At 49.3% G+C, this 18,672-nt stretch carries 15 protein-coding genes; 6 read left to right on the forward strand and 9 right to left on the reverse strand.

Going from position 1 to position 18,672, the window contains the following annotated elements:
- Nucleotides 1–355: 355 nt before the first annotated feature.
- The 9 genes from GX135_01955 to GX135_01995 form a co-directional block, all read right to left on the reverse strand.
- Nucleotides 356–805, reverse strand: a complete 450-nt coding sequence (locus GX135_01955) for an NfeD family protein (protein NLN84851.1) — start codon at nt 803–805, stop codon at nt 356–358.
- A 31-nt stretch (nt 806–836) separates the two neighbouring features.
- Nucleotides 837–1,667, reverse strand: coding sequence for a hypothetical protein (locus GX135_01960; GenBank protein NLN84852.1), 831 nt, complete (start codon nt 1,665–1,667; stop codon nt 837–839).
- Nucleotides 1,668–1,761: 94 nt separating this feature from the next.
- Nucleotides 1,762–3,459, reverse strand: coding sequence for a DNA repair protein RecN (gene recN / locus GX135_01965; protein ID NLN84853.1), 1,698 nt, complete (start codon nt 3,457–3,459; stop codon nt 1,762–1,764).
- Nucleotides 3,460–4,308, reverse strand: a complete 849-nt coding sequence (locus GX135_01970) for an NAD(+)/NADH kinase (GenBank protein NLN84854.1) — start codon at nt 4,306–4,308, stop codon at nt 3,460–3,462.
- A complete protein-coding gene (rsgA, locus tag GX135_01975; protein ID NLN84855.1) occupies nt 4,305–5,375 on the reverse strand; it encodes a ribosome small subunit-dependent GTPase A in 1,071 nt (356 codons plus the stop codon). The genes GX135_01970 and rsgA overlap by 4 nt, the downstream gene beginning before the upstream one ends.
- 9 nt (nt 5,376–5,384) lie before the next feature.
- Entirely contained in the window at nt 5,385–8,303 is a 2,919-nt protein-coding gene (locus GX135_01980) for a peptidase M16 (GenBank protein ID NLN84856.1), read from the reverse strand.
- A gap of 10 nt (nt 8,304–8,313) precedes the next feature.
- A complete protein-coding gene (locus GX135_01985; protein ID NLN84857.1) occupies nt 8,314–9,189 on the reverse strand; it encodes a 4-hydroxy-tetrahydrodipicolinate synthase in 876 nt (291 codons plus the stop codon).
- A 471-nt stretch (nt 9,190–9,660) separates the two neighbouring features.
- The gene (locus GX135_01990; protein ID NLN84858.1) at nt 9,661–10,929 is read right to left on the reverse strand and encodes a glycosyltransferase family 4 protein; all 1,269 of its coding nucleotides are present in this window, start codon (nt 10,927–10,929) and stop codon (nt 9,661–9,663) included.
- The gene (locus GX135_01995; protein ID NLN84859.1) at nt 10,926–12,062 is read right to left on the reverse strand and encodes a glycosyltransferase family 4 protein; all 1,137 of its coding nucleotides are present in this window, start codon (nt 12,060–12,062) and stop codon (nt 10,926–10,928) included. The genes GX135_01990 and GX135_01995 overlap by 4 nt, the downstream gene beginning before the upstream one ends.
- Nucleotides 12,063–12,299: 237 nt before the next feature.
- Between GX135_01995 and GX135_02000 the strand changes: the two genes are divergently transcribed.
- The 6 genes from GX135_02000 to GX135_02025 form a co-directional block, all read left to right on the forward strand.
- Nucleotides 12,300–13,475, forward strand: coding sequence for a T9SS type A sorting domain-containing protein (locus GX135_02000; protein ID NLN84860.1), 1,176 nt, complete (start codon nt 12,300–12,302; stop codon nt 13,473–13,475).
- Nucleotides 13,476–13,596: 121 nt separating this feature from the next.
- Nucleotides 13,597–15,054 carry an NADP-dependent malic enzyme gene (locus tag GX135_02005; GenBank protein ID NLN84861.1) on the forward strand — a complete coding sequence of 486 codons (1,458 nt, stop codon included), beginning with the start codon at nt 13,597–13,599 and terminating at the stop codon, nt 15,052–15,054.
- Nucleotide 15,055: 1 nt separating this feature from the next.
- Nucleotides 15,056–15,961, forward strand: a complete 906-nt coding sequence (locus GX135_02010; GenBank protein NLN84862.1) for a hypothetical protein — start codon at nt 15,056–15,058, stop codon at nt 15,959–15,961.
- A complete protein-coding gene (locus GX135_02015) occupies nt 15,943–17,286 on the forward strand; it encodes a methylenetetrahydrofolate--tRNA-(uracil(54)-C(5))-methyltransferase (FADH(2)-oxidizing) TrmFO (GenBank protein NLN84863.1) in 1,344 nt (447 codons plus the stop codon). Before GX135_02010 ends, GX135_02015 begins: the two co-directional genes overlap by 19 nt.
- A 19-nt stretch (nt 17,287–17,305) precedes the next feature.
- Nucleotides 17,306–18,154, forward strand: a complete 849-nt coding sequence (locus tag GX135_02020; GenBank protein NLN84864.1) for a hypothetical protein — start codon at nt 17,306–17,308, stop codon at nt 18,152–18,154.
- A gap of 158 nt (nt 18,155–18,312) precedes the next feature.
- Nucleotides 18,313–18,672, forward strand: a 360-nt coding sequence (locus GX135_02025) for a GTPase HflX (GenBank protein NLN84865.1), incomplete at its 3' end; no start/stop codon positions are given.

The raw sequence follows: 18,672 nt of genomic DNA on the forward strand, positions 1-18,672 counted from the left end.
CAGACTGAAATCTTACTTTTTTGGCAGCTTTCCAGACCAATCGTAAACGAAACTCAGGTGGAAAAACTGCGCCATCGAGAGGCTCGTTTACTCCGAAAACTGAAAGCCTCAAACGCCAAGGCATAGCCATTCAAATTCAGGCTGGGCTTTCAGGACTAACAAGGTACCCCATTCTTATTCGCTCTTTATTCCAAAACATATTTTATTCTGCTTTTCTTCCAGTTCCCCCCGTCCGGGAATCGGGGGGAGCAGGAATGTGAGCCGAGTGGCTCACAAGTCTGACTCTGGAACGAAACAGGTTTCAAACAAAAAAGCGCCGTTAAAAACGGCGCTAATGTCTTGAGGAAAGCGGAGATTACTCTTCTTTGGTCACAATCAGCTTGTTCCCATCAATATCCAAAACTTTCACAGTTTCGTCGAGTTCGATGGCGCCGCCATCCTGGGCAATCGCGCTCCATTCCTCACCCCCCACTTTCACATAACCTTTGCCATCAACCGGAATTGCTTTGGTGACGCGGGCTGCCTGACCTTTGAGGGCAAAAACATTGGTTTCTTCAGCAGCATCGTTATGCACCTTTTTGGCAAGCTTGCGGGTGAACAAAAAGGTGACGAAGCTGAGAAGCGCGAAAATAACTATCTGCAACGGAACATTGTTGTTCAGCAGGGGCAAAAGGCTGAGAAGCCCGGTGGCGATTGCGCCAATGCCCAGGGCAATGAAAAAGAAAGCGGGGTCGAATATCTCGATAATCACAAAGACAATCCCCAAAATTATCCAAACATGCCATGCTTGAATCGCTTGTATCATGCACATGGTTCACCTCCTGCTCATGATTTTGTTAATCTTTTTGCGAGGTTTCCTGGTCGTCATCGTCGCTTCTGGAACTGCGCCCATCCTTGTAAATTCGTTTTACCTTGCGTTTGCTTTTACTGCGGCCATATCGGGAATAATAGCGGTTGGCATAGTTGCCATAGCCATATTGATAGCTTCCCAAACCGGTGGCGCTGAAACCTTTTACGCCCATCAAGGCAAGCAGATACATGATCAGCTTGGTGCCATAATATGCCAAAACCGAGGCCACAAACAAACCTATGATGGCTCCAAAGAAATTGACGACAAACACTTTAAACGGCGCAACGGTGTTGGTCACAACGACCTGCTCAAGCTCCACATAGAGCAGGGTTGTGTCCCAGCGTTTCAAAACGTTCACCAGGTTTTCCTGAGAGCGAATCTGGCCGATCAGGTCCTCTTTATCTTTGGCGATATTACCATACACATTGCCCATGGCATCAATGTCTGCCAGATTTTTGCGTTTGGAGGCCAGGATGCTCTCTTCGGTCTCAAGCGACTTGACCACCAAAGAAGAATCCACAACTTCTTTATCAACCGTGATGCTTCCAACCTTACTAAATTTTTCTTTTATGGTTGGCAGGTTGCCGCTATCAATTTTGAATATATAAACGCCGTAGTTGCCTTCGTTGGATTTTAAGAGCGGCTTCTCCAGAGAATAGCTCCTGATTATGGTATCTATTTCCTGGGTCGTGTTTTTCAGGCTGGAGCTGCGCACGCGGATTTTCGCCTTGTTCAGCCAGCTATAGTCTGTGAAAAGCTTTTCAGAATCTTTAAAGTGAGCCCTGGAATCGGTGCCGTCTTTTTTTGGTTTGTCCAAAAAAGCTCGGTATCCAGCCCATGCCAAGGACAGAAAGATCACAAAAATTGCGACCGCTCTAAGTCTCCGTTTTGACGTTTTCGACATTATAACCTCAAGTCTTATATTTATTTATCAGCTCGCGCGCATGCTGCAGGGAAACGCTCGAAAGGTCTCCTGAAAGCATCCGGGCCAGTTCTTCCAATCTTTGTTCCGGCGTCAATACATTCATTTTTATCACGCTTTTGGGGCCGTCGGATTCCTTTTTCAAGGCAATCTGACAATCCGCTATAGCCGCAATCTGCGCCAGGTGCGTGATGCAAATTATGCGATGGCGGCGCGCCAACTGAAATATGAACTGTGCCACGTTTTCAGCGGTTTTACCACCGATGCCGGCGTCAATTTCATCCAAAATCATCAGTTTTTCATCCATACCCTGGGACAACACCTTTTTGATGGCCAAAAGAATCCGGGAAAGTTCGCCCCCGGAAGCCACTGCAGAGAGAGGTTTTAGCTGTCCACCACGGTTTGCGCTGAAGAAAAACTGGCAGGAATCCTGACCCAGCTCTGTGCAGGAATCAAGATAATCCTGTATTATGTTTTTACCCTTCGATTTTCTGTCAATACATATTTTAAAACGCGCGTCGGGAAGGGAAAGCTGGCTGATGTTTTCACGCAATTCCTCAGAAAGCTGGGAGGCCGCTTTTTCCCGGGATTCGCTCAGCTTGTCCGCGCTTTGTTTCAGGTGTTCAAAGTCTTGTTTTATAGACAGTTTCAAGCTTTCGATGCTTTGTCCCAAATCCGCAAAAGAATTGAGCTGTGTTTCGCGCTGGGATTGCAGTTCCAGCAGCTCGCGGCTGCTGTTCAGCTTGTGTTTATACAGCAGGCTGTTGATTTGATCCAAACGCTGCTGAATATCTTCCAAACGGTTGGGATTGCTATCCAGTTTCTGGGTCAGTTCACTCAAGGCTGCCGCGTTTTCGCTAATCAGTTCCTGACAATCCTGCAAAGCCTGTTCAACCGTTGCCAGACCTTTGTTCAAGTGTGAAAATTTGGAAATCCCAGCCAAAGAACCGGAGATTCTGGCATACACGCTGTTTTCGCCCTCATATAGATCAAAAGATGCGGTTGTGGCGGTTTCCGCGATTTCCTGGGCATGGTTGAGCAGCTCAAACTCCTGCTGCAATTGAAGTTCCTCACCTTCGCGCAAACCGGCTTTTTCCAATTCATCAAACTGAAACTGGTAGAGTTCCTGAAGTTGACGCTCCCTTTCAGCTTGTTCTTCCAAGCTCTCCAATTCTTTGATTTGCGCGCGCAAGCTGCCATAGCGGTTGGCAAAATCCGTTTTCAGGGCTTGATTTTGGGCGTGCAAATCCAAAAGCTGGAGTTGGTGGGAAGCCGAAAGCAGCCTTTGCTGGTCTCGCTGGTGGTGAAAATCAATCATCAGCGGTTTCAATTCCCGCATCATGGCGGCTGTAACCCTGCGCCCATTCATGAAATACGCAGATCTGCCAGCCGGGGTCAGCTCCCGTGCCAAAATAAGTTCACCTTCGATTTCCTGACCTTGTTGGCTTAGATATTCCTGCAATTCAGCGTTTTGGCGAATGTCGAAACTGGCCTCCAGATAGATGGGCAGAGCCGGATCGAAGGCTTCCAAACCAGGTGAAGAATCGCCAAAAATGAGCGAAATGGCGCCCACCAGGATGGATTTTCCCGCGCCGGTTTCTCCGCTCAGAACGGTCATGCCCGGCCCGAATTCCAGCCTCTGATATGGAACAAAAAGGTAGTTCTGGATTTGGATTCCGGTCAGCATCTATTTACCCAGGTTCATTTTACGCCGCAGAATTTGGTAGAAGGTGCGGTTGGAAAGCTTGATGAACTGAACCTGCTCTTTGGCAGCTCTAATCAACACTTCGTCGTTTTCCTGCAGGCGAGAGCAAGTTACGCCGTCCAATTGCAGTGCTGCCGGGGCTTCCAAGCCGTGCACGCGCATCAAAATACTATCCCTTCTGGAAAAAACCATGGAACGGATGGTCAAAAGATGTGGGTTGAGAGGGTTTAAAACTATCGCACGCAGGTCAGGCGCCAAAATCGGTCCACCCGCGGCAAGTGAGTAAGCGGTTGAACCTGTTGGAGTACTGGCCACAACACCGTCGCAACGTGTGTCGAACACAAATCTTCCGCCGCTGAAAATGCGCACCCGGATGAGGCGCGGTGTGTCTGCTTTATGGATTACCGCGTCATTTAGCGCCAAGCCGCTAAACTCAATTTTGCCATTTCTGCGCAATTCACATTTTATCAGCATCCGGGAAAGCAGGCGATATTTTTTATGAATCAAATCCCGGATGGATTTTTCCAAATCAGCCAGTGTGGCTTCGGAAAGAAAACCCAGATAGCCGAGGTTCACCCCCAAGATGGGCGCGTTGGCATCAATAGCCAGGTATTTTGCCCGCAGGATGGTGCCGTCGCCTCCAAAAACCAGAACGCAATCGATGTTTTGGCTGCCAGATTCCAAAGTTTCAACCCAAGCGGGAAGCAGCTCCCGCTGTTCGGGACTGCCCCAAAATTGGATTTCATATTCCGCTGCCAATCGCTTCAACAGATCGAAAACCCTCGCTTTTTCAGCGTAAGCGGGGTTTACGTAAATGGCAAAATCGGTCATGAGAGGGTTTCCATCAAACTCAAATAGGATTCATAGCGCATTGGGGGGATTTTTCCTTCTTCCAGAGCGTCCAAAACAGCGCAATCTTCCTCGTGGCTGTGGCTGCAATCCCGGAAAAAGCATTTTTCCGCCAGCGGGGCAAAACCTGGAAAAATTCTGGGAATATGCTCAAGCGCATCGCGGTGGAGGTTCACGGTTTTAATTCCTGGTGTATCAAGAAGATGACCACCAAAACTCCAGGGTAATAAAATGGCTTGAGTGGTGGTGTGGCGACCCTTTTCGTTGTAGTTGCTCACCGATGCCACACGCAGGTCCAATCCTGGTTCCAACACATTTATCAACGAGCTTTTTCCGGTGCCGGATTGTCCGGAAAACACGCTGTCCCTGTCTTTTAACAATTCTTTTAATTCATCCATACCCTCACCGGTGAGCACGGAAGTGAAAAGCAGATGAAAACCTGAGTCGCGGTAATAGCCCAGAGTTTCCTCCAGTTTATCCCGGTCGTTACAAAGGTCGATTTTGTTTATCACGATTACCGGTTTTATCTGTTCCAACGCCGCAACGCAGAGGTAACGATCTATGAGACCGGTCTTTATACGTGGCATGCGCCAGGATGAGGTGATGACCACCTGGTCGATATTTGCCGCCACGATGATTTCTTTTTGGAATTTTCCTCCGGCGTAGCGGGAAAGAGTGTTTCTGCGCGGCAGGATGTTTTCCACACGATAGTTTGGAGCGTCGGAAATATCCAATTCAACGTGGTCACCCACAGCCGCCAAGCCTGAGGTGGAGTAGGAAAATTGCTTCAAACGGCCGGACAGAGTTGCCTCATGAAGTTCATTTTCCACCTCCACCAAAAAGCTGTAATTTGTGCGGACTTCCAAAACACGACCCGGTACGAGTTCAGCATCGGTTTTGAATTTATCGTGCTGTTTTTCGACGGTGCGCATGGCCTTGTATTCTGATCTTTCACGCCGGTCGTCCAGCGCGTCCAAATCCGGAATTTTGACATTTCGAAGCCTCGGATCCGCATGCCGAAGCTGTCTTTTTCTGTCCCGTTGTTTCATTTTATTTTGCTAAAAAAGCGGCGTCAGCAGGTCGAAAAGCTCTTCCGCTTCCTTCAATTTGGCTTCGTTACCGAATACGCAATAATGATTCTGATCCATCACGGCTTCCACCAAATCCGCAAACGCGCGAATATCTTCAATGCGCGTGGAGAGAACCTCGTCACGGATTTGCTGCCTGTCTTCCTGGGTGAAGCCGGTGATGTAATCCTCATCCGCGGTCGCACCCTTGCGTTCAGGGGTGAGCGGATAATCCAGCGCGGAGATGACGCCAATGATGAATTTATCCATTTCGCGGCGGCTGCAATCGAAATTGCGGATGAATTCCGGCACGCGATCGTAAGTTTCCAGGGTTTCCCGCAGGTTGGGGTCGCGGTAGGAACAGAAGAACATGTTGCCATTGGTTTGGAAACCTGCCCAGGCGCCGTAGGCACCGCCTTTTTCGCGCAGCTCACGATGCAAAAACTCGTTTGAAAGTATGCTGTTCAGAACTCTCAACTTGCCAGAATAGGGAAAGCCTTTGCGGAAAAAGCTGCCGCCCTTGGCGCAGTATTGCACCTGCACGGGAGCCAAAATTCCTTCATTGGATTTTCCGGCGTGGATGGAGCGTTCCACCGCTTGTGGAGCCTCGGCGGAAAGAGCATCCACCAGGATTCCCAGATGTTTGGAAGTTTCTGCGATTCCCTCTTCATCGCTGGTGATGCTGACCAGCAAGTTTTTGCGGAGGAAATAGCTCTTTTGCACACGCTCCAGCTCGGCGATGATATGTTCGATGCCTTCATTCAGCTTGGATTCCAACTCACACATGAACTTATAAAAAGCCAAACCGTTGCTGAGGTCGTTGAATCGGTTCAATTGGCTGAAAGGAGCCAACATACGATCGATGGCAATGCCATGTCCGGCATTAAGCAGCCTGGCTTCCAGCTTGGATTTTATCTCACGAATCAGTTGGCTCAGCCGCTCCCGGTCTTTGAAAACCGGGCGCAGTGCCAATTCGGTTGCCAGTTCCAGGAATTTCTGAATCTTGGAAGTAACCACTTTGCCAACAAGTGTGAGCTTTGGCAGAGCCTGATCCGGATCAAGGTAATCACTACGCGAAGATAGCACCAAACCCAAGCCACCGGTGTGGATATTGATTTCGTTGGAAAGCTCGGCATAGCCATAGTTTTGGCTGTCCATCTGGCCAGAAAGTGCGTTGTAGAGCGAAATCCAAGGCAAATCATCTTCTGGAGCGTGCGCCAAATCGAAATAGGCGCGCAGATAAACGATTCCGTTTGTGCTGTATTGATGTTTCAGCAGGGTCAGGTCGCCTCGTTTTTCCACTTCTGTATGATAGCTTTCAGCTTGTGTATCAATATCATTCAGGCTCAGCACGGGGATTTTTTCCAAGTCCTCCAAGCTGGGTTCTTCCTGTTGCCATTCCAAAAATTCTGCGTTGAATTTCACCAGTTCATCAATCTGCTCTTTGCGCATGCCGGCTTTGATGGCAGCGAGCTCTTCCTTAAGTTCGACGTCCCAGCGGTTTGCAAGACCCGGCACCGGCACGTACAGGATTTGGCTGGCATGCTTGTTGTTCAGCATCGCGTTTTTAATCAATTCCTCGAAATAAGGCTCGGTTAATCCGCGACGCAGCTCTTTCAGGGATTCTTCAAAACCCAAACCATCAAGCGGATCTCCACCGTGCATCCAATATTGATAGACCGAAAAAGCGTAGTAAAGTCCTTTGGGGCCCCAGCTCGTCTGGCCTTCGCGCAACATGAATTCGCGCCGGTTTATCACTGCTTCAATCAGCTTTTTATCGATTCCTTCCTTAACCAGGCGCTCCAGTTCGCTCCTGATCAGGTTTGCCAGCGTTTCCGCGTCCTCCTGCTTCAACTGTTTGCAGATGATGCTGAGGGTAGGCTGTAAAATTCCCTCACTGAAGAAAAAGCTGGTGTCACGCGCCAATCCTGATTTGAGGATGGCATGTTTGAGCGGTGAGGCAGGCGTCCACATCAGGATGCTAATCAACGCGTTTATGGCATGGCTTAGCTTCAGGTCCGGGCTTTGCCCATAGGTGAAATTCAGGCTCAGATGATATTGATGTGCAATATCTTTACCTTCCTCGACCGGATATTGGACTTCCAGCTTCTTGGGGGCGTCAAAAGGCTTTTGAGGCTCGATTGTGACAACATCCTGCGAACGCTCGAATTTGCTGAGGTATTCGGCATCCATGATTTCGAACATGGCATCCGCGTCTTCATCTCCATACAAAAAGATGTAGGAATTTGAAGGATGATAGTGCTTGCGGTGAAAATCCAAAAAAGCCTCGTTGGTGAGCTCTGGAATCACTTTGGGATCGCCGCCGGATTCCACGCCATAGGTATTGTCTGGAAACTGCGCCTGTTGGTTGAAACGAGAAATCACGGCGTCTGGAGAGGAAAACGCTCCGCGCATCTCGTTATAGACCACACCGCGGATTTTCAGCTCGTCCTCGGGGCTGGTGAGTTCATAGTGCCAGCCTTCCTGATGTAAAATGTTCGGCTGTTCATAGATCTTGGGAAAAAACACCGCGTCCAGATAGACCCGGCTCAGGTTGATAAAATCTTTGGCGTTTGTGCTGCCAACGGGATACAGCGTCATGTCTGAATCCGTCATGGCATTGATGAAAGTGTTGAGCGAACCCTTGATCAGTTCCATGAACGTGGATTTCGCGGGGAAATTTTTGGATCCGTTCAGCACGGAGTGTTCCAAAATATGTGGGCAGCCGGTGCTGTCCGTGGGGACAGTTTTGAAGGCGGCGCAAAAAATCTTGTTGTTGTCGTCGCATTTCAAGCGCAAAAGCCTGGCACCGCTTTTTTGGTGTTCCCAAAGCGACGCGGTGGCGTCAATTTCTTCAATCCGGCGGGTTTCGATCAGCGCAAAGCCGTGCTTCACAGCCTGCTGTTCCATAAATATACTCCTATATGAATTTATAATCTTGCAATACTTTACGCAGGATTTCGCGGTTGGCGTCCTGCAGCGGACAGATGGGCAGGCGAAATTCCAAACCAATCTTTCCCATCATGTGAAGCGATTCCTTGGCAGGGATGGGGTTCGTTTCGATAAACATCGCCCAGTTCAGCTTTTGCAGCTGGCGATGCTGTTTTGCCGCGCTGGCAAAATCTCCCGCCAGACAGCTTTCCATGTGTTGGCTCATCAGTTTGGGCGCCACGTTCGCGGTCACAGAAATGCAACCTTTGCCGCCGATGGCCATCAGAGGCAGGTTCAGCGCGTCTTCCCCGCTCATCAGGGAAAAACTTTCCGGAGCGTCACGGATGATTTCCGTGGCTTGAGGAATGTTGCCACTGGCTTCCTTCACGCCCGCGATGTTTGGGCATTCGCGAGCAAGTTTCACCATTGTGGTGGCGTTGATATTCACCCCGGTGCGTCCGGGCACGTTGTAAACCACGATGGGGATGTCCACTTCATCCGCAATGGCTTTAAAATATTCATACATCCCATTTTGGGTGGGTTTGATGTAATAGGGCGTGATGATGAGGGCGGAATCCGCGCCCAGCTCCTTGGCACGCCTGGTGGCAGCAAGGCTCTGCTTGAAATTGTGGCTTCCGGTGCCAATCATCACAGGCACTCGCTTGTTAATCTTTTGCATTGCGAACAGCAGCAAAGCTTCTTTTTCGTCTGAAGCCAATGCCGCGGTTTCAGCCGTGGTTCCCAAAAGCAGGATGCCATGGGTGCCATTTTCGATGTGGAATTCCAGCAATCCTTCCAGCGCGGAATAATCTATCCCGCCATCTTTGAAAGGCGTCACCAATGCTACGTATGAACCTTGCAACATTATATCGTCTCCTTTTCCCCAAAGTGGGATGTATTAAGTGTTTAGAACTGCGCGCGAAGGCTTTTTAAGTCCGTCGCCAAGTTTTAACCTTGTTTTAACCATTTTTACTCAATGTCCAAAATCCGTCAATATAAATGTGAAACAGCCCTGCTGACACCAAATAATCGTGGCAGTTTTAGCGTCCTTGGCTCAAATCTTTTCACCATTTAAATCAAAGTTAAAACCTGGGCGCGAAGTTCCTCCCTTAATAATAGAACGAGTCTGTTGAATTAAACCCATCCAGAGCCTATATCTATGTGTAGCTTATGTTTAGCTTTTGAAACATAAGGGAGACATAAGGCGGCAAGACAGCAAGCGACAAATTTATCCAGTTAACTTGATGGATTTCACCTCTTCAAAAAATAGCTCCCAGAATGGAGTCCAAGGCAAGGCAGAGGTGGCCCATTTTGATGGAGATAAATTAGCGCTAAATCAGCTTTTTTCAGTTAAGCGGCGCAAGCCTTCAGCCAGTTTTGCCACCTGATTTTTCCGCTGGAGTTCCCAGGGAATCTGGGCTTTTTTTGGTTCTTCCTGTAACAACCGCAAAATGGCATGGCGGATGCTGCTGACGGATTCCATCCCACAGATGAGATCATGACAATTGTTTTGCAGGAGCTGAGCCGCTTCTCCAAAACGCGGAACCATTGCCAAAATAGGCCGTTGCGCGCGCAGATATTCGAAAATCTTGGAAGTCAGAGTGCCTTGCGGGCTGCTGCTATTCACCACCAAAAGCAGCGCGTCTGCAGCCAGCATTTCCGCCAGGGCTTCCCTGTGACTGAGCTGCGGAACCACTTCGATGATGTCTGCAATGCCGCTGTTCTCAATCTCAGTCAAGGCCTCACGGAAAAAATTTCCGTAGAGCCGAATACGTGTTTCCGGAGGTAAAACTCCTTCTTCCCGCAGGCTTTTCAACGCGGCATAAAAATGTTTTAAACTGCGCCGGGCATAGATGTTACCAAAGTAGGAAAAGGTGAATACGGGTGCTTTTTCAGCGGGAGACAAATCCTCAAAATCAGCTTCGTCCCAACCGTTGAACACCGTGAGCATTTTATTTTGCAGGTCGTCACCAAAAGCCTTGGCAATATCTTTTCCAATGCCGTCTGTGGCTGTTACAATCAAGCTGGCATGGCGTAAGATCTTTTTTTCCCAGTGCCGGGAAAAAGCGCGGTTGAAAAACCCAGCCTGCAATTCATAATCCGAAAGCAGGGTCCAATAATCCCGAAAATCCACAGACAGCGGGATTCCGCTTTCGCGGGAAAGAGTATAAGCACCCAAAGCCGAGGAAAATGGCCCCAGAGAAACGTGGATGAGGTCATATTTTTGCTCTTTCAACGCGGCTCTTCCAGCCTTTATCAGACCTGGCACCCAGCCAATTTTGTCGTCAATGGGATGCAGCCTGCGCACTGCCAGTTTAATCTTTTCCGGAGTTTGCAGATAGAGGCGGGAGAGATTCTCATCCGATGCGGATTTGCTCTTTTTCAGAAGAGCCATCGGGTCAAGCGATTGCGCGCGAATGATCCGGGCTTCACCACTTTGCGCCAAAAGTTCTGGATCGCGGTAGAGGTATTCGATGTCGCCAACCGTGATAACGCTGCAATCAAAGCCTTTCTGAGACAGATATTTAACTGTTTTGACATTGCGCAGTGCAGCCGGTCCGCCCAAGGGAGGATAAAAATAGCTGATATAAAGAATCCGTTTCATGGGCGCGCGGCAAGTTTTTCCATCAAGGTTATAAGCTTGGGCTCCACCGCTTCCCAGTTATATTTTTCCTCGATAATATCTTCACAGCGTTTGCTCATCAGACGATATTCGCTTTTTTTGAGGCGCAGGAGCTTTGCCACAGCCTTGGCGATGGATTCGCTGCTATATTCGCAACAGGCGCCAAGTTCGTTTTTTTCCACCAGTTTACACATCAATTTGCTGCGCGTTGCCACCACCGGCAAGCCTGCCGCGAAATATTCCAACACCTTGAGCGGCAATGCTTTACTGAGGCGAAGGTTTTGGGGATTAAAAACCCAGAGACCAATTTTGCTGCGCTTTAACAAAAAACCGATTTTATCCGGCGAAACCCAATCCTGATAATAAACAACCGCGTTCAGGCTGTATTTGTTCAGCTCTTGGTTGAATTGTTTTTCCGCTTCGGAATCGAAGAATTTCCCCACAATCAACACATTCAGGCTGGGAAATTCGCGTTTGAGGAGGCTCACGCTTTTCAGGATTTTGAAAACCCCGCGGTTTGGGGTCAAACCACCCACATAAACGAGATCGAACTCCATGCCGCTGATGGCGTTAAGCTCCATGGGAGTTTCGTTTTCCAGTTCCCAGATATCCTTGACAGGATAGTTTTGAATCACGGCGGTATTTGTTTGTTTTTCCGGGGGAACAAGCTGGTCCAAAACGTCTTTGCTGACCGCCATGGTGGCATCCACCCTGCTTTGCAGCCAACGCTCGAAACCGAGATACAGGGATTTCATCATCCAACTGAGAGGCGGACGGAAGCGCTCCGCGAAAGCATCCGGGAAAAACTCATGCACATCAAAAATCACCTTGCAGCGTGTTTTCCGTCGTAAAAGCAAGCCCACGAAGACAGTTAGTGGTTCCACACAAATCACGATATCCGGCTTGAGTTTTTTTGCTTTTTTATATAGCAGCGGCAGAGCCTGCCAAGCGGATTCAGTTGCCACAACCTCTTGAAACGGGTTTTTTACGGAATTGCGGATGCCGCTGGCACAGATCAGATGCACCTTCCCCATTTTCGTCAGGCTGATTGCCAATTTGTGGTACAGCCGGACGTCTGTGGTCTGGTGTGAATTGGAGATGATGCATATTTTCATTTCTAAGATCCTGTTCGAGGATACCTTTTGGCGGTAAACGTGTCGCTGTCAAGCACTTTTTACCGCCGGTGAACCTTTTTGAAGGAGGCGCTTCAAATATGCCTGAAAACCCAGGGTGGAAAAAGGCTCGTGAAAAAACATTGACAGGATAGCAGAGTTTGATTTATCTTGTTTCAAAGCGGTCTCTGTTGTTTTTTTAGGAATTGTCGAAGCTGTGGAGTCCGCAGGGAGTTTAACATGAAAAAACTGACAGCAGTTGTGATACTCTTTATGGCAGGCTTCTGCTTGCTGAATGCCTTGGAAGCTGTGAATCCTTCAAAAAATGGGGCGGACAGCTCTGAAATCGTGGTCGGTACCGGCAATGAACTGCTGCGGGTGCCCATCGACCTCTATTTTAAAAGTTCTCTTTTTGAGACCCTCTATTATCCTTCTGAAATGCAGAACCTTAGCGGTCTGATTACCGGGATGAAGTTTTACAGCAACCTGCCCGGCGATCTCACGAATATACCGGTGCGAGCCTGGATTGGAACCACGTCGTTACCGGATCTTGCCTCAGGCTGGATTCCAGCTTCGCAACTTTGCCCGGTTTTTGATTCCATGCTGGATCTGCCTTCCGGAGAGCAGGTGGTGGAAATCACATTCGATGAGCCATTTCTTTATTTGGGAGATGGAAACCTTGTTTTAATGGTGCATCGACCCCTGGGAAGCGCGCACTCTTCCTCAAACCAATTTCGCGGACAAACCCAGGGCAGCAACCGAGCCCGCAAAGCCTATAGCGATGCCACACACTACGATCCGGAAAACCCGCCCGCGAATTCCACCCTCAGCGGAGAATTCCCCAAAACAGCATTCATTTTTGAGCCGATTGAAGCTGGTTTATTGCGCGGAACGGTACACGCGGCAGATGGTTTTGCCCTCGCGAATACATTGATTGAAGCACTGGACACAGACTTTTCCACCCTCACAAATTATGAGGGAATTTTTAATCTGCCCCTTCCCGTGGGAACCTACTCCATCAAAGCAACCACGGCAGGCTATCCACCTCAAACCGCGGAAGGAATCGTAATCAACAGCGGTCAAACCACTTATCACAGCTTTGTGATGAGCGTGGAAAATAGCGACCCTGCCCAAACGCCTCAAGTTTTGGCGCTGAATGCCGGACCAAATCCTTTCAAATCTTCGGTTTTAATAAGTTTTGAGCTGAAGCAGCCCCAAGCTTTGAGTTTGGATATTTTTGGGCTCCGCGGCCAAAAAGTGCGTGCTCTCGCCAGCGGTGTGCAAAATTCAGGAAGCCACACTTTTTCCTGGGACGGTCGTGATGACCAAGGCAAACCCCTTCCCAGCGGCATCTATTTTTGCCGGCTGCAAAGTGTTGAAGGCGTGCAAACTCTGAAGCTGTTGATGCTGAAATAATTTCATCCAAATGAGGCAACCAAGCCGTCGGAATGAGGCGGATGATGACATTTAAAAAATGTTCAATTGACAATTTTCCGACTGTTTGTATTCTGGTTAAAAACGAAAAACAGGAAATCTGATGGACAAATTGAAAAGCGATCTTTCCAATCTGCAGCAGTATTTTGCGGCTAATTATTCCCCGGAAAAAAGAGCGGCAGCTCAAACTGCCTTCTTGAAAAAGCTTTCCGAGCTGGCTCACGCGCATTTCCAAGGAAAAATGCAGACCCTGCCCAAGGCTGGAATTTGGGATTTTAACTGGTTCAATGTGTGGTACACACCTGGGGTTTCATCTGTCTCGACCGCCATTCGCGACGATCAGACCCGTTCTTTCGAACTGAGCAATCGCGGTAATCTGGTGGCTGTTGTCAGCGACAGCACCAGGGTTTTGGGTGATGGAGATTGCGGCCCTGCCGGCGGATTGGGCGTGATGGAGGGTAAGGCCATGCTGATGAAATATTTGGGTGGTTGCGACGCCCTCGCGCTCTGCGTGAACAACCGTGATTCTCAAGGCAAGCCGGATCCCCAACGCCTGATCGAATTTGTGAAAATGCTGGAGCCCAGCGTGGGTGCGGTTAATCTGGAAGATATTTCTCAACCAAATTGTTACCGCGTTTTGGATGAACTGCGTGCGAGCTGCAACATTCCCGTTTGGCACGATGACGCCCAGGGCACAGCCTGCGTGACTTTGGCGGGACTTTTAAACGCTTTGGAACTGGTCGGCAAAAAAATGGAAAACATTCGCACCGTGCTTTTCGGCGCTGGCGCTTCGAACTCCACCATTGCCTCCATCCTGCTGCAATCCGGGTTGGACCCCAAAAATCTGGTGATGTTCGACAGCAAGGGTGGCCTGCATTCCGGTCGAAAGGACCTGGCAACAAACCCCGATAAATTCAAACAGTGGAATCTGGCTCAAATCAGCAATCCCAAACGCTTTGAAACCATGGAAGAAGCCATGCCCGGAGCCGATGTGCTGATTTCGCTGTCCCGCCCTGGACCTGGAACTGTGAAGCCGGAATGGATTCGCTTGATGGCGCCCCGAGCCATCGTTTTTGCCTGCGCCAATCCTGTTCCTGAAATATATCCACACGAGGCAAAAGCCGCCGGCGCATATATTGTTGCCACGGGCAGAGGGGATTTTCCAAATCAGATAAATAATTCCCTGGGTTTCCCGGGCATTTTGAAAGGCAGTCTGCTTGCCCGGGCAAGCCGGATTACAGATGGGATGGCCATCCGCGCGGCTCATTCTCTTGCGGGTTTTGCCCGCCAGCGCGGTATCGACCCGGAAAACATCATTCCCCGCATGGATGAAACCGGTGTTTTTGCTCAGGAAGCAGCGGACGTGGCAATGCAGGCCATCAAGGAAGGTGTTGCACGGCAGGAACTTACGCGGGACGAAGTTTTTGCACAAGCGGAAGCCGATATCCAGGCAGCCCGAAGTATTTGCCACAAAATGATGGATGACGGAAGCATAGCCCCGCCACCCGCAGAACTGATCCAAAAAGCTTTGGAATTCACACGCGCCCAAAACCCGGATTAAAATGAAATCTGAAAAATCCAAAAAACTGCTAAATATTCTGAATTTTGTGCTCAAAGTTCTGATCACAGGCTTCATCCTTTGGCGAATCTTTCACAAAATGGACACCCGTGTGCTTTGGAAAACCTTGTTGGGTCAGCCAGTTTGGGTATTGCTGGCCATCCTGGGGCTTTCCGGGTTGAGGCATTTTGGACAGTATCTCACCTGGAAGTATTCACTGCAAATGAATCCACTTTTCAAGCCAATTCCCAAGGAGATATTTAATTCTTACATGATCGGACAGGCTTTTCGTTTCCTCATCCCGGGAAGTTGGGGTCTTGTGGGAAAGATCGCTTTCGTGAATAACAGCAGTCACGCCGCGTCATTTATTTCCTACATTGTGGAGCGCTCATTTGTCACTTGGGCCATGCTGTTTTTTGCCGTGTTTTCGCTGTTTTTTGTTCCCATCGGATTTCCTGTCTGGCTCATTTGGCTTCTGTTTATTTTTTTGCTGACCGTACCCTTTGCCGGCTGGTTCCTTTTGGGTGCGAACCGAAAATGGAAGAGGCTGCAGCCAAATTATCTGAGGCTGGGGCCCCGCATCCTGATTTTGCAGATTTGCATCACACTTTTCAACTATCTTCAATATTGGCTGCTGATTAACCAACACAGGGTGATCTCTTTTTGGGAGACCTTAAAAAGAATGTCACTGGCCCATATTTCCCACAGCATACCAATCACTTTCGCGGGACTGGGCTTGAAGGAATATTTCGCGAAAAGCCTCTTCGCCCAGATCGGATATCCCAACGAAGCTATCGTTTCCACCACCCTAATCGTGTTTTTCCTGCACGACGTTTTGGCTGCCTTGGCGGGAGCAGTCATCCTGTTGCAGGCCAAACAATCAAAAATTAAGTGGCAAAACAGCCCATAAACATCATCGGCGCCGGACTGGCCGGCAGCGAAGCCGCTTTGTATCTGGCAGACAAAGGTTTACAGGTGCGTCTGTTTGAAATGCGCCCCCAGAAAATGACTCCCGCCCACGAAAGTGGTCTGCCCGCGGAATTGGTGTGCAGCAATTCCTTCAAATCCACCAGACAGGATACTCCGTCGGGCATGTTGAAAGCAGAGATTCGTCTTTTGGGTTCAAAACTTCTGCCCATCGCAGAAAGCTGCGCTGTTCCTGCCGGACATGCGCTTGCGGTTGACCGCGAACTTTTCGCCCAAAAAGTAGCTGCGCAAATCGACGCGCATCTCAAGATCGAATTGATTCGCAAGGAAGTGACAGAATTGCCGGATGGTCCTGGTATCCTCTGCAGCGGGCCGCTCACCTCGGACGCGCTGGCTGCCAGCCTGCAAAAAACACTGGGCGACACACAGCTTTATTTTTTTGATGCCATTGCGCCGATTGTGAGTGCCGACAGCCTGGACATGGACAAAATTTATAGCAAAGATCGATACGATAAAGGTGATCCAGATTATCTGAACTGCCCCTTCAGCCGTGAGGAATATTACGCTTTCGTGGACGCCTTGCTGGAGGGCCAAAAGTTTGAGGCGCATGAATTTGAGAATGATTATTTCAAAAATCTGAAATTCACCTATTATGAAAACTGCACCCCGGTTGAGGAACTGGCAAAACGCGGAAAAGATACCCTACGCCACGGTGTGATGCGCCCCATGGGCTTGGAACGCGATGGGGTGAAACCCTTTGCGGTGCTTCAGCTTAGAGCGGAAAACCGTGATCGCAGCTCATTCAACCTCGTGGGTTGCCAAACCATGCTGAAATATGGCGAGCAAAAGCAGGTTTTCAGGCTGATTCCGGGCTTGGAAAATGCTGAATTCCTGCGTTTTGGCTCCATCCACCGTAACAGCTATTTGAACGCGCCGGAGCTTTTTAACCCAGATTTGACCTTGAAACAGCACCCGGATATTTTTGTGGCTGGCCAGTTGGGCGGTGTGGAAGGCTACATGGAAAGTGTGGCGACAGGCTTGCTGACCGCGAAAATATTATCCGAAGCTTTGCCATTGCTGCCACCTGAGACGATTTTGGGGCAGATTTGGCGCCATTTAATCAATCCCGCTCGGGGAAAATTCCAGCCCGTAAACGCTAATTTTGGCTTGCTTCCCGCTCTGGCACAGCCCATCAAAGATAAAAAAGCCAAAAAGCTGGCACTGGCAGAGCGCGGTCTCGCGGCATTGCATGAATTTTTGGATCGTTGTGGTCAGGATGAGCTGCCCGCATCCAAACAGATGACATAAACTATTTTGGGAGAATAAAATGGAAAAATTGATGATCTTACTCGTGATTGGCTTTTTGCTTGCCATCGGTGTGTTGAAAGCCGAGGATTTGATTGACCCCGCAAGTTTTTGGGAGGGGGATTATTGTGTGCAAAAAACCGCGCAAACACCCGCTGCGGGAGCAAGCAGCATCCGCGCTCAAGTTGAAGGTCAATGGCAGGAATTCCCGCTGGTGGATTTCCCCGTTGAATTTTGGGAATGGAACTGTTCACGGCGTCAGGAATATCTGGATATCTTCCGCGAAATGCTGGAAAAAGGGCCAGAAGCCACGCGCAGCCCTCAACTTTCCGGACCACACAACGGCATAGTCGCCACTTGGGCAGCCAACAGGGAAGACTCCCGCTTCAAGCTGAACAACGCCGTGAAAGGCATGGGTTTCCTGCCCCCGGAAGAGCGCATTGGTGAACTTATCAAGCTTTTACAGGACAAAATGGACGCGGGTATGGCTGAAAAGCTGGATATTTTGGATAGTCTCTATACCCATGCCACCAAAAACTTTAGCCCCAACCGCCTGGGCTCGCTGGAACTGTATTCCCAGCCCGGAACCACCACCCAGACTTTTCTAAACCAGATGCTGGAACCTTCTTGCGTAACGGTTTGGCTGGATATTCCCACCTACAAGATTAAACAAATCGCGCGCCTGCTTCATCCTCTGGATCCAAATTTGAGCCAATATGAAAAAGACGTGGTGAGCTACATTAACCTGGTTCACAGCTTTTTCCATGGCGAATTCCCGCGCGACTATATTGCGGTAATCTATTACAACGTTGAGATATACGACAGCTCACCCGGCAAGAAAGGAGCGATGGGCACCAAGATCAGCCCTTGACTCCAACTGCGGATTATCTTGATATCAACCCTCGATCATCCTATTTGGGACAGGGGATGATAATGAGAAGCTTTTCTGTAACACATGAGCCAGACTCCAGTAAGGAACTACTTGCGGTTGGCCAAGTTGGAGGCTGCACCAAAAAATAAAGGAAAAAAATGCAATACGACGAAAAAGACTGGTTGATGGACGATTATGAACTGGAAGGCGAAGAGTGGGAAGAGTTGGAACGCGAGGGAGATACCGCGTTTTTGGCCGCCATCATTCGTCAGGGTGAAACAGACCAGGAAGCCCAATCCAGCCTGCGTGAATTGGAGCGGCTTGCCGATACCGCAGGCATCGAAGCCATCGGCTTTTACACCCAAAGACGGCAGCATCCAGAACGCGCCACTTTCTTCGGTAAAGGTTTTTTGTCCGAAATCAGCCAAAAAATGCACCAAGCTCGTGCCGACTTGTTGATTATAAATGAAGAACTTAATCCCATTCAGGCACGCAATATCGAAAATGATTATGGCATC

The organism is Candidatus Cloacimonadota bacterium, assembly GCA_012522635.1.
Taxonomy (GTDB): domain Bacteria; phylum Cloacimonadota; class Cloacimonadia; order Cloacimonadales; family Cloacimonadaceae; genus Syntrophosphaera.

Coding starts and splice junctions, on each gene's coding strand:
- GX135_02010 (NLN84862.1), top strand. CDS start 15,056: ATGAAATCTGAAAAATCCAAAAAACTGCTAAATATTCTGAATTTTGTG.
- GX135_02005 (NLN84861.1), top strand. CDS start 13,597: ATGGACAAATTGAAAAGCGATCTTTCCAATCTGCAGCAGTATTTTGCG.
- GX135_01995 (NLN84859.1), bottom strand. CDS start 12,062: ATGAAAATATGCATCATCTCCAATTCACACCAGACCACAGACGTCCGG.
- GX135_01980 (NLN84856.1), bottom strand. CDS start 8,303: ATGGAACAGCAGGCTGTGAAGCACGGCTTTGCGCTGATCGAAACCCGC.
- GX135_01970 (NLN84854.1), bottom strand. CDS start 4,308: ATGACCGATTTTGCCATTTACGTAAACCCCGCTTACGCTGAAAAAGCG.
- rsgA (NLN84855.1), bottom strand. CDS start 5,375: ATGAAACAACGGGACAGAAAAAGACAGCTTCGGCATGCGGATCCGAGG.
- recN (NLN84853.1), bottom strand. CDS start 3,459: ATGCTGACCGGAATCCAAATCCAGAACTACCTTTTTGTTCCATATCAG.
- GX135_02000 (NLN84860.1), top strand. CDS start 12,300: ATGAAAAAACTGACAGCAGTTGTGATACTCTTTATGGCAGGCTTCTGC.
- GX135_01955 (NLN84851.1), bottom strand. CDS start 805: ATGATACAAGCGATTCAAGCATGGCATGTTTGGATAATTTTGGGGATT.
- GX135_01990 (NLN84858.1), bottom strand. CDS start 10,929: ATGAAACGGATTCTTTATATCAGCTATTTTTATCCTCCCTTGGGCGGA.
- GX135_01985 (NLN84857.1), bottom strand. CDS start 9,189: ATGTTGCAAGGTTCATACGTAGCATTGGTGACGCCTTTCAAAGATGGC.
- GX135_02020 (NLN84864.1), top strand. CDS start 17,306: ATGGAAAAATTGATGATCTTACTCGTGATTGGCTTTTTGCTTGCCATC.